Origin of the sequence: Actinomyces sp. oral taxon 169, assembly GCF_013394715.1 — a bacterium.
Lineage (GTDB): Bacteria > Actinomycetota > Actinomycetes > Actinomycetales > Actinomycetaceae > Actinomyces.
The window spans coordinates 2,197,560-2,209,380 of record NZ_CP058259.1 but is presented as its reverse complement, the minus strand read 5'-3'; the positions used below and the strand labels follow the sequence as shown (position 1 = coordinate 2,209,380).

The following is an 11,821-nucleotide window of genomic DNA, read 5'->3' as shown; positions in this document are numbered from 1 at the left end:
ACTGTGCCGCCTGCCGCGTCACGAACCCGCCGTCCTGCCGTCATCGCCCACCGCGGCGGCGGACGCGAGGTTCCCGAGAACACCTGGAGCGCCGTCGAGCACGTAGCTGCGCTCGGGCTGGAGTGGATGGAGACCGATCTGCGGCTGACCGCCGACGGCGTCGTCGTGCTCAGCCATGACGAGGACCTGCGGCGTACCGCGAACGACCCCCGCACCGTCGGAGAGGTCATGTGGGCCGAGCTGGCCGACCTCGACTCCGGCGACGGGCGCGGCTTCGTCCGACTCGACGACGCCCTGCACGCCCAGCCGGCGATGAAGTTCAACATCGACCTCAAGGACTCTTGCGTCGTCCAGGCCGCCCTGCAGACGGTGCGCGACGCCCAGGCCCTCGACCGAGTCCGGTTCGCCTCCTTCTCCGCCCGCCGGCTGGCCGTGCTGCGCCGCCAGGAGCCGCGGGCCCTGACCTCACTGGGCGTCAGTGACGTGCTCGGACTCATGCTGCGCAGCGAGGCGGCCGTCCCCCTGCCCCAGACTCGCTGGGGCTGGACCCGCGGCAGGGTCGACGCCGTCCAGGTGCCGGAGAGCTACCACGGCGTCCCGGTGGTCACCCGCCGCTTCGTCGCCTCCGCGCACACCGCGGGCCTGGAGGTCCACGTCTGGACGGTGGACGACCCCGAGCGGATGCGCTACCTGGCCGGTCTCAACGTGGACGCCATCATGACCGACGTCCCCAGTCTCGCCCTCAAGACACTCAGCTGAAGGGCCCGTCAAGAGCCCGGAGCCGGAGGATGGCCTCGCGGAACTCGCTTGGGCTCCGCCTCGGCCAGGGGAATCGTGCCGTAACACGCATGAGCAAGCCCCCGTCGCGGGTGGCGACGAGGGCTCGGAGGTGGTGCCCCGGACAGGATTCGAACCTGCGACCTTCTGCTCCGGAGGCAGACGCTCTATCCACTGAGCTACCGGGGCCCGAGGCGTGACTGTACCAGCGTCCCGGTCTTGGAGCGAAACCGGCGCGAGACATGCGACATGTCCCACGATGCCCGGAGGCTGCCGGTCTCCCTCGTGATCCGGTCCGCCCGTTGACGGTACGCTGACGCGCGTGACCCCAGAAGAGCTTGCCGCAGCCATCCGCACCGTCCTGGAGGAGGCCTCCGCCGAGGGCTCCCTCGCCCTGCCCGCCGCAGAGATTCCCGAACCCCGTGTCGAGCGGCCCCGCAACCGCGACCACGGTGACTGGTCCACCAACGTGGCCATGCAGCTGGCCAAGAAGGCCGGTACCAAGCCGCGCGACCTCGCCGAGCTCCTCGTCCCGCGTCTTGAGGCCCTCGACGGCATCGCCTCCGTGGAGGTCGCCGGCCCCGGCTTCCTCAACATCCGCCTCGACGCCGCCAGCGCCGGCGAGCTCGCTCGCTCCATCGTCGAGGCCGGTCAGGCCTACGGCCGCAACGACTCCCTGAGTGGCCAGCACATCAACCTCGAGTACGTCTCGGCCAACCCCACCGGGCCGGTCCACCTGGGTGGCGCCCGCTGGGCCGCCGTCGGCGACTCCCTGGCCCGAATCCTGTCCGCCTGCGGCGCCCAGGTCACCCGGGAGTACTACTTCAACGACCACGGCACCCAGATCGACCGCTTCGCCCGCTCCCTGCTGGCCTCCGCACGCGGCGAGCAGACCCCCGAGGACGGCTACGGCGGCGCCTACATCAGCGAGATCGCCCAGCAGGTGACCGCCGACGAGCTCGCCGCCGGCCGCCCCGACCCGGCCACCCTGCCCGATGCCGAGGCCACCGAGGTCTTCCGCTCGCGCGGCGTTGACCTCATGTTCGCCGCCGTCAAGGCCGAGCTGCACGCCTTCCGCTCCGACTTCGACGTCTTCTTCCACGAGGACTCCTTGCACACCTCCGGCGCCGTCGAGCGCGCCATCGCCCGCCTGCGCGAGCGAGGCGTCATCGAGGAGCGCGACGGCGCAACCTGGCTGCGCACCACCGACTTCGGGGACGACAAGGACCGCGTCCTCATCAAGTCCGACGGCAATGCCGCCTACTTCGCCGCCGACCTCGCCTACTACCTGGACAAGCGCGAGCGCGGCGCCGACTGCGCCCTCTACCTGCTCGGGGCCGACCACCACGGCTACATCGGCCGAATGATGGCTATGTGCGCGGCCTTCGGGGACACCCCCGGCACCAACATGCAGATCCTCATCGGCCAGCTCGTCAACCTCGTGCGCAACGGCGTCCCGGTGCGCATGTCCAAGCGCGCCGGCACCATCGTCACCTTGGAGGACCTGGTCGACGCCGTCGGCGTGGACGCCGCCCGCTACGCCCTGGCCCGCTCCTCCATGGACTCCATGATCGACATCGACCTGGACCTGCTGGCCTCCTCCACCTCCGACAACCCCGTCTACTACGTCCAGTACGCCCACGCCCGCACCCGCAACGTGGCCCGCAACGCCGCCGAGCACGGCGTGAGCCGGGACCCGAACGAGGCTCCCTTCGAGCCCGGTGCCCTGGACGATCCGGCCGACGCCGCCCTGCTGGGGGTCCTGGCCCAATTTCCCGCCACCGTGGCCCAGGCCGCGCAGCTGCGTGAGCAGCACCGCGTGGCCCGCTACCTCGAGCAGCTCGCCGCCGCCTACCACGCCTGGTACGGCGCCACCCGCGTCACCCCCCGTGGGGACGACGCCGTGGACTCCGGGCACGTCGCCCGCCTGTGGCTCAACGACGCCGTCGGGCAGGTCCTGGCCAACGGGCTCGACCTGCTGGGTGTGAGCGCCCCCGAGAGGATGTGAGAGTTGATGACTGACCAGATTCCCGCCGGAGAGCCGCCCCTGGGGTCGCTGGCCTGCCCCGAGCCCGAGGACCGTCCCGACCTGTGGCCCACCACGGCACGGCGCACGGACGACGGCGAGCTCGTCTTGGGCGGACTGACCGTCTCCGAGATCCTCGCCGAGGCCCCCAGCCCCGTCTTCGTCCTGGACGAGGCCGACCTGCGCGGGCGCGCCGCCTCCTGGGCCGCCGCCATGCATGAGGAGTTCTGGCCCAGCTACGGCATGGCCGGGGGAGATGCCTTCTACGCCGGGAAGGCCTTCTTGACCACCAAGATCGCCCAATGGGTCCTCGAGGAGGGCATGGGCATCGACACCGCCAGCCGCGGCGAGCTCGCCGTGTCCCTCGCCGCCCTGCAGGAGGTGGACGGTGAGGAGGCCACCACGGACGCCACCCGTCTGGGCCTGCACGGCAACGGCAAGACGCAGGCCGAGATCGCCGTCGCTCTCACCCACCACGTGGGTCACCTCGTCCTCGACTCCCTCGAGGAGGTCGAGCTCGCCGTCCGCGCCGTGCGCGAGCTGCGCGCCAGCGGCGTCTACGGGCCTGAGGAGACCGGCAAGGTCATGGTGCGCCTGACCACCGGCGTGCACGCCGGCGGCCACGAGTACATCTCCACCGGCCACGAGGACCAGAAGTTCGGCCTCTCCGTCCACGGAGGCGCTGCCCGGCAGACCATCGACGCGATCATCGCCGCCCCCGAGCTCGAGCTGCACGGGCTGCACTCCCACATCGGCTCTCAGATCCTGGACCTGGCCGGCTTCCGGGAGGCCGTCGGCATCGTCCTCACCCTGCGCCACGAGGTCGCCGTCGACACCGGGCACCTGTGCCCGGAGGTCGACCTGGGCGGCGGCTACGGCATCGCCTACACCGGGGCCGACCCGGTGCCGCCCAGCCCGGCGCAGGTCGCCCGCACCCTGGCCGAGGCCGTGCGCGAGACCTGCGAGCGTCTTGGAGACGAGGTCCCCACCGTCTCCATCGAGCCCGGCCGCGCAGTCGCCGGACCGACGACGGTCACCCTCTACACCGTCACCGGCCTCAAGCGCGTCGAGCTGGGGGAGGGGGCCTCGCGCCTGTACGTCAGCATCGACGGCGGCATGAGTGACAACATCCGCCCAGCCCTCTACGAGGCCGCCTACACGGCCCTGGTCGCCAACCGCCGCCCCGACCCGCAGGCCGGGCTGGTGCGCAGCCGGGTGGTGGGCAAGCACTGCGAGTCCGGTGACGTCGTCGTGCGCGACGTGGACCTGCCCGCGGACCTGGCCGTCGGCGACGTGCTGGCCGTGCCCGCTACTGGCGCCTATGGGCGCTCCATGGCCTCCAACTACAACCTCTTCACCCGCCCCGGCGTGCGTTGGGTGCGCGAGGGTGAGTCGGGCTGGGTCCTGCGACCCGAGACCATCGAGGACCTTGTACGCCTGGAGGGCTGAGGTCTCCTATCGGTCGCTCGCTGAAGCGCCGTCGTGCCAGGAACAATTCCTGCAACGACGGCGCTTCTGTATATGTTCTGATAAAACGATGAGGCGACCCTGAGGGTGGCAACAATCTTAAAGAGTGCTGGGTGTAGCCGCTTCAAAAGCGGGGTGGATAGCGGTTGTTTTGGAGGGCTGACACAACTGAAGCGCGGCTTGCTTGATAGGGGAGACACAGGGGTGGCATGGCTCGACGACAGATTCCTTGTAGGAAACCTACAATATGGCAGGCTGACGTTTGTCAGAATAGGAAGATTTGGATGTGACGAGACTGTGACGTCGCGCGTGTTTTGAGTGTTCCCTGTTCCCAATCAGTCGGTTTGTGACACAGTGGTCTTGGTCATCACGGGGCGGCCTTTCCCTCTCCTGAACAGACGGTGGGAACGTTCGGTGATGTTTCACAAGGCAGACCCTTGTCATCTATGCCAGGAATCCGGAGAACCCATGAACACAATGTCCACGGGCGCCGCCTCTCGGCCGGCCCTCACGCGAGGGGCGGTGAGGGGGGCCGCCGCCATCCTCACTCTCTTCCTTGTCGCGATCTTGTCTCAGTTCGCCCCTCAGGCGAGCGCTGAGCAGAACAAGAGCGTCAACGTCACCAACCTGTCTCTGACACGGGTGGACGGCAACAACGTTGAGCAGGACGGACAGCTCAACACCTACGACCTCGCCCGTCTCAGCTTCGACTGGAGCGGCGTCGACGCCAACCTCAAGAGCGGCGACTCCTTCACGATCGGTCTGGGTGAGTACTTCACCAACCTGCAGAACAACGAGACCCACCCCATGACCGTCGAGTACGGCGGCAAGGATGTCGAGGTCGGTACCTGCACCCTGACCGTCAAGGACGTCACCTGCACCTTCAACTCCAAGGTTGACGAGCTCAAGGCCGCCGGCTTCCACAACTTCAAGGGTTCCGGCTCCGCCCTGGTGTCCGTCGCCAAGGCCACCGACGTGCAGTCCGTTGACTTCACCGTCAACGGCGTCACCACGACCGTCACCCTGCCCGGTGGCGGCGGCATCGGCGGCCCCAAGGAGAGCGACTGGGAGCTCACCAAGTGGGCCTCCAGCTTCTACAACAACTACAAGGAGCTGACCTGGGGTGTGAACTTCGGGACCAACCAGACCACTGGTGGCAAGCTCGGCAAGACCTTCGACGGCTCCCGCCAGAGTATCGTCTTCACCGACACCCTCGGTGGCGGCATGACCTTCAATCAGGCCGACGCCACCCGCACGGTCCTCAACCTGCGTCCTGCTGACGGCAAGTCCGTCCCGCTGACCAACGCCGCCGGTCAGGACTCCACCACCCAGTACGGTGACTACGACGTCAAGGCCACTTACTCCGAGGACGGCCGCACCGCCACCTACGAGGTGACCGGTCCGTTCCAGAACGGCACCAACTTCACCCTGGAGTACCCCGTCTCCTTCGTGGACGCCAACGGCAAGGCCGTCGCCGCCTCCCGAGGCACCTCCTACGAGAACACCGTGAACCTCAACGGTACGGACCTGACCAGCACCCAGAAGCAGTCCTACGTCCAGTACTTCGACATCTCGGTCCAGATGGAGCCCGGCTTCGGCAGCTTCAACGTGACCAAGGTCGTCGAGGGCGATGCTGCCGCGAAGGCCGCCGGCTCCAGCTTCGTCGTCGACGTCGCCTACGAGCTGCCGGCCGCTGCCAGCTCCTACCCGGACTGGAAGGCTCCCGAGGGCCAGAAGGCCACCGGCGAGGGCCGCACCGGAACCTCCTCCGTCACGGTCAAGCCCGGTGAGCCGGTCACCTTCGACGGCACCTTCCCCGTGGGTACCAAGGTCACGCTCACCGAGGACACCTCCAAGGCCCAGCCCGCCGCCTCCGGCTTCAGCTGGGGCGAGCCGGTCTTCACCATCGACGGCCAGAAGACCAACACCTTCACCATCCGCGACCAGGAGATCGTCAATGTCTCTCTGACCAACACGACGACGACCACCTCGACGCCGCCGACGACCACGCAGGCCCCGCCCACGGTGGACAACCCGCCGGCGACCCCGCCGACCACCACGCAGGCCCCGCCCACGGTGGACAACCCGCCGGCGACCCCGCCGACCACCACGCAGCAGCCGCCGAGCACCCCGGGTGCTCCGGTGCCGCCCACCTCCACCCCGAAGACGCCGAACGGCGGCACCCCGCCGCTGGCGCACACCGGTGCTAACGCCGTTGCGCTCGTGCTGCTCGCCGGCGCCGGCCTGGGTGGCGGTGCCCTGCTGGTGGCTCGTCGCCGCAACGCCTCCTGAACGCGGGTAACCGTGTCTCGAGCCTGAACGCTCTGTCAGCAGAGCCCGTCCAGTGGCCCCTCTCCGGTTCAACCGGGGCGGGGCCACTGGCTGTCTGCGCGCAGGGGTCCCGCCCCGACGGCCTGGCTCGGCGGATCTGCCGAAAGCAGGAGAGCCCCGTCCGATCGTCTCGGCCATGGGGAGGAGGAAGCCTCCCCACCAATCATTCTCTCGAGGGGCGCTTATCGCACGGCTGTTTTCTAACCTGAAGGCATGAGCGCAACGACCTCTTCCTCATCGTCCTCACTGACCTCCTTCCTGTCCTCCCTGGAGCAGCCGCCTCCGGCCTGGGGGTACTCCGACAGCGCAGCTGCCCCGGTATCCCTGGGCCTGGGACGGGTGATCGGCCGACTGCTCAAGCAGATCATCTGGCGTCGCTGAGAGCCCCACCCCGTCCGCGCGCAGCCTCAGGCCGGCGCCGGAAGCACCCCTGCCGGCCTCATCGCACTGGGGAGCACAGGGCCGGCCGTGTGTCCACAGGCGGACATGCAAGCGCTCCACGGCCGATGCCCCTTATGCTGGCCCGCAGTGATGGCCAGCGCCGGTGGGCGGTCGGTTGACCGTGCCAGCCGATCGGCCCCATCGCATGACGCAGTCGAAGTGCCCACGCGCGGCACGCAACACAGCACACACAGCAAGGTGGTCATCCCGTGGCTCAGGACCTCTCACCCGCCCAGCGCACACTGACCGTCGGCGTCCTCGGCGCCGGGACCGTCGGCAGCCAGGTCATTCGCCTCCTCACCGAGCAGGCCGACGACTTCGCCGCCCGCTCCGGCGCACGTCTTGAGATCACGGGCGTCGCCGTCCGCGACGTCAACGCGCCGCGTGACTTCGCCGTCCCCCAGGACCTCCTCACCGATGACGCCACCGCTGTCGCCACCGGCAACGACCTGGTCATCGAGCTCATTGGCGGGATCGAGCCGGCCCGCACCCTCATCCTGGCCGCCTTCAAGGCCGGGGCCAGCGTCATTACCGGCAACAAGGCCCTCATCGCGGCCCACGGCCCCGAGCTCTACACCGCCGCCGCGGCCGCAGGCACCGACTTCTACTACGAGGCCGCTGTCGCCGGCGCCATCCCGGTGGTCTACGCGCTGCGCGAGTCGATGGCCGGCGACCGCGTCACCAGCGTGCTCGGCATCGTCAACGGCACCACCAACTACATCCTCGACGAGATGAGCACCAAGGGACTGTCCTTCGAGACCGCCCTGGCCACCGCCCAGGAGCTCGGCTACGCCGAGGCCGACCCCACCGCCGACGTCGACGGCCTGGATGCCGCCGCCAAGGCCGCCATCATCGCCTCCCTCGCCTTCCACACCCGCGTAGGCCTCGACGACGTCTCAGTTGAGGGCATCCGCAAGGTCACCGCCGACGACATCCGCGAGGCTCACGCCTCGGGCTGCGAGCTCAAGCTCCTCGCCATCGCCCAGCGCCGCGACGACGAACACGCGCAAGGCGTCTCCGTGCGCGTCCACCCCGCCCTCGTCCCCAACGACCACCCACTGGCCAGCGTTCACGGCGCCTACAACGCCGTCCTCGTCGAGGCCGAGAGCGCCGGGCGCCTCATGTTCTACGGTCAGGGAGCCGGGGGAGCCCCGACCGCCTCGGCGGTCCTGTCCGACGTCGTCGCCGCCGCCGCCCACCGGGTCCACGGCGGCCAGGCCCCCCGCGAGTCCTCCTACGCGAGCCTGCCGGTCCTCGGCCCCGAGGCCGCCGTCACCCGCTACCAGATCCAGCTGCGCTCAGACGACGCCGTCGGCTCCCTGGCTGCGATGGCCTCCGTCTTCGCCGAGAACGAGGTCTCCATCAACTCGGTGCGCCAGAGCGCCTACGTCACCTCCGATGGCAGTCACGACCAGGCCGTCGTCACCTTCGTGACGCACCCGGCCCCCGTCTTCCACCTTGACGCCGCCGTCGAGGGTCTGCGGGAGTCCGACCGGGTCGCCGAGGTCGTCTCCATCCAACGCGTCGAGGGCGAGTGACATGCGCATCGTCTACGAGCGCGCGGCCGTCCGGGTTCCGGCCACGACGGCGAACATGGGACCCGGTTTCGACTCCTTCGGCATGGCCTTCCGCTACTACGACGAGGTCTCGGTGCGGCCGATCACCGGTACTACCCGCGTCATTGTCGAGGGCGTGGGCGCCGAGACGGTCCCCACCGATGACAACAACCTCGTCGTGCAGGCGCTGCGAGCCGGTCTGGACGCCGTCGGCGCCCCGCAGGCCGGCTTCGAGATGCGCTGCGTCAACCGGATTCCCCACGGCGGGGGCATGGGCTCGTCCGCCAGTGCCGCCGTGGCCGGACTCATGCTGGCGCGCGGCCTCATCGCCGAGCCCGAGGCTCTCAGCGACGACCGGATCTTCGCCCTGGCCACCGACTTCGAGGGCCACCCCGACAATGTCGCGCCCGCCGTGTTCGGAGGCGCCACCGTCGCCTGGGTCGAGCGCGGCGGGCACCCGCGCATGGCGCCCATGCCCGTGGACGCCTCCCTCGGGGTGAGCCTGCTCATCCCTCCGGCGACGACGCGCCTGTCCACCAAGGAGGCCCGTCAGGTCCTGCCGGTCTCCGTGCCGCGCGAGGACGCCCTGTTCAACACCTCCCGGGCCGCCGTGCTCATGCTGGCGCTCGCCGGACGTCCCGACCTGCTCATGGCCGGAACCGAGGACCGCCTCCACCAGGAGTACCGGCGCGGAGTCCTGCCCGCCTCGATGGCCGTCATGGACTCCCTGCGCGAGCAGGGCTACCCGGCCGTCATCTCCGGCGCCGGTCCCACGGTGCTGGTGCTGTCCACGCTGGCCGACCAGACCCGATTCGCGCTGGAGAACCACGGCTGGAGCGTGCTCAGCCCCGGAATCGACACCCGTGGGGCGGTCCTGACCTCCTGATCCGAGCGAATGGCTTCTTCATCCGCTCCCTGATCGCGGGCGCCCTCGAGTCCGAGGACGCCCGCGATCTGTGTCCGTCTCGAATCCTCGGTGAGGCAGCAGAGCCCTGCTTCCACGTGGGATGTGCACCACATCTGGATAGTTGAGAAATAAACTATGGGCTTCTCCAGTTCTCTCAGTACACAAGAAATCATTGAAATCCAGTGTTGAGAACAGGGAGGACGTCTGATGCAGTTCGGAATCTTCACAGTTGGAGACATCACGACCGATCCGGCTACTGGCAAGGCCCCCAGTGAGCACCAGCGCATCAAGAACACAGTCGAGATGGCGGTCCTGGCCGAGCAGGCAGGTTTGGACTTCTTCGCTACCGGGGAGCACCACAACCCACCCTTCGCGCCGTCGTCACCCACGACCCTGCTGGCCAACATCGCCGCACGCACGGACAAGCTGCTCCTGACCACCGCGACCACTCTTATCACCACCAACGACCCAGTGCGTCTGGCTGAGGAGTACGCCTACCTTCAGCACCTCTCCGACGGACGCGTCGACCTCATGATGGGGCGAGGCAACACCGGCCCCGTCTACCCCTGGTTCGGCAAGGACATCCGCAAGGGCATCTCGCTCGCGGTGGAGAACTACGACCTGCTGCGCCGCCTGTGGCGCGAGACCAACGTGGACTGGGAGGGCGAGTTCCGCACCGCGCTGCAGGACTTCACCTCCATGCCCCGCCCGCTCGACGGCGTCCCGCCCTTCGTGTGGCACGCCTCCATCCGCTCGCCCCAGATCGCCGAGCAGGCTGCCTACTACGGAGACGGATACCTGCACAACAACATCTTCTGGCCCATCGATCACGTCAAGAAAATGGTCGACCTCTACCGCGAACGCTTCGCATTCTACGGCCACGGCAAGCCCGAGCAGGCGATCGTGGGCTTGGGCGGACAGATCTTCGCCGCCAGGAGTGAGGCCGAGGCCATCGAGCGCTACACCCCCTACTTCCGCAACACCTACGTCTACCAGGGGGCGTCGCTGGAGGAGATGACGCAGCACACGCCTCTCGCCGTCGGCACGCCCGAGCAGATCGTGGAGAAGTACCTGACCTACCGGGACGCGATCGGCGACTACCAGCGTCAGGCCTTCAACGTGGACCTGGGCGGCGTCCCGCACAAGGAGATCATGAAGCAGATCGAGTACCTCGGTTCCGAGATCGTCCCGGCGCTGCGCGCCGAGCTGGAGCCCACCAGGCCCGAGGGGGTTCCCGACGCGCCGCTCCACCCGCGCCACCGGGCCCTGCTAGAGGGGGCGGAGCCTCCGGCTGAGGAGCCCTTCTCCATGTCCAACGAGTTCGACCCGCTCACGGGCCGGAAGGTGAGGATCTGAGATGGCATGGGAAACCCGTGACACGACGAGTGACAGGCAGGAGATGGATGACATGACCGCCGACACGACTACGCCCATCGCCCCGTCCGGGGGCACCCAGTCCCTGGCCGGATCGCCGACCTATGACGCCTTCGCCAATACCCAGATGGGACGTCTGAGCCGGATCGTGGCTCTGCACGCCGGGGTCTCGGAACCCTCGACCTCGCAGATGCTCGCCGAGCGGCTGGCTGAGTCGACCCGCAAGGCCCTGGAGGCCGACTCCCGCCTGGCCAGCATCGAGGTCATCGGGCTCAGGCCCCTGGTCAAGGACATCGCCCTGGCCAGTGTGGGTGGACCGGTGTCCGCCGACCTGCAGAAGGTGGTCGATGCCCTGTCCGCCGCTGACGGTGTCATCCTTGTCAGCCCGGTCTTTCAGGCCTCCTACTCCGGACTGTTCAAGTCCGCCATGGATGTGCTGCCGGCCGGCACACTTGAGGGCGTCCCTGTCCTGCTGGGGGCGACGGCCGGCACTGCGCGGCACAGTCTTGTGACCGAGATGGCGCTGCGGCCGCTGGTGGTCTACATGAAGGCCCTTCCGACGCAGACCGCCGTCTTCGCGGCCAGTGAAGACTTCGGTGCGGCCTGGCAGACGCCATCATCCTCGGAGAGGCCCGAGTCGCCCTTGAGTGAGCGCGTGGCCCGGGCGGGACGGGAGCTGGCCACGCTCATGGAGCGCTTCCCGCGCCAGGCGCCGGTTGACCCGTTGGCCGACTTCGCGCCCATGGAGGCGCTTCTCGCAGGTCGTTGAGGTCGTGAGCCTGGGGGCTTGAAGGGCAAGAGTCGGCTTGGTGGTGTCCGAGTCGATCATTCCGGTGGGGCTGATCGTGGGTACGGTCGGCCCCACCGGCGTCACGGCGACGATGAGAAGTGTCATGGTTGGAATAATGGCTGCATCCCCGGCGTTGCTCGCCAGTGTTCCGT

9 protein-coding genes and 1 tRNA gene are annotated in these 11,821 nt (G+C 68.7%); 9 read left to right on the top strand and 1 reads right to left on the bottom strand.

All coding sequences use genetic code 11. The features are described 5' to 3' along the window. Positions 1 to 3: 3 nt before the first annotated feature. Positions 4 to 759 (top strand): glycerophosphodiester phosphodiesterase family protein, encoded by a 756-nt coding sequence (locus HW274_RS09390; RefSeq protein WP_185988680.1) that lies wholly within the window; start codon positions 4 to 6, stop codon positions 757 to 759. Positions 760 to 890: 131 nt separating this feature from the next. On the opposite strand, the gene HW274_RS09385 is transcribed toward HW274_RS09390, so the two are convergent. Beyond that, a tRNA-Arg gene (locus HW274_RS09385) sits at positions 891 to 966 on the bottom strand. 133 nt (positions 967 to 1,099) lie between these two features. Here HW274_RS09385 and argS point away from each other — a divergent pair. The 8 genes from argS (at position 1,100) to HW274_RS09345 (ending at position 11,648) form a co-directional block, all read left to right on the top strand. Then, on the top strand, positions 1,100 to 2,785 hold the full coding sequence (argS, locus tag HW274_RS09380; RefSeq protein WP_185988679.1) for an arginine--tRNA ligase: 1,686 nt from the start codon (positions 1,100 to 1,102) through the stop codon (positions 2,783 to 2,785). 6 nt (positions 2,786 to 2,791) lie between these two features. Then, positions 2,792 to 4,252, top strand: coding sequence for a diaminopimelate decarboxylase (gene lysA / locus HW274_RS09375; protein ID WP_185988678.1), 1,461 nt, complete (start codon positions 2,792 to 2,794; stop codon positions 4,250 to 4,252). A gap of 486 nt (positions 4,253 to 4,738) precedes the next feature. Next, positions 4,739 to 6,562 (top strand): DUF5979 domain-containing protein, encoded by a 1,824-nt coding sequence (locus HW274_RS09370; protein ID WP_185988677.1) that lies wholly within the window; start codon positions 4,739 to 4,741, stop codon positions 6,560 to 6,562. Between the two features lie 252 nt (positions 6,563 to 6,814). Then, on the top strand, positions 6,815 to 6,982 hold the full coding sequence (locus HW274_RS09365) for a hypothetical protein (protein ID WP_003786832.1): 168 nt from the start codon (positions 6,815 to 6,817) through the stop codon (positions 6,980 to 6,982). A 269-nt stretch (positions 6,983 to 7,251) separates the two neighbouring features. Continuing rightward, complete coding sequence (locus HW274_RS09360) at positions 7,252 to 8,580, top strand: homoserine dehydrogenase (protein ID WP_185988676.1); 1,329 nt, start codon at positions 7,252 to 7,254, stop codon at positions 8,578 to 8,580. A gap of 1 nt (position 8,581) precedes the next feature. Beyond that, on the top strand, positions 8,582 to 9,484 hold the full coding sequence (thrB, locus tag HW274_RS09355; protein ID WP_075254858.1) for a homoserine kinase: 903 nt from the start codon (positions 8,582 to 8,584) through the stop codon (positions 9,482 to 9,484). A 228-nt stretch (positions 9,485 to 9,712) separates the two neighbouring features. Continuing rightward, on the top strand, positions 9,713 to 10,861 hold the full coding sequence (locus tag HW274_RS09350; RefSeq protein WP_075254857.1) for a CE1758 family FMN-dependent luciferase-like monooxygenase: 1,149 nt from the start codon (positions 9,713 to 9,715) through the stop codon (positions 10,859 to 10,861). A 1-nt stretch (position 10,862) separates the two neighbouring features. Further along, positions 10,863 to 11,648 (top strand): CE1759 family FMN reductase, encoded by a 786-nt coding sequence (locus HW274_RS09345; protein WP_081376285.1) that lies wholly within the window; start codon positions 10,863 to 10,865, stop codon positions 11,646 to 11,648. Positions 11,649 to 11,821 lie beyond the last annotated feature (173 nt).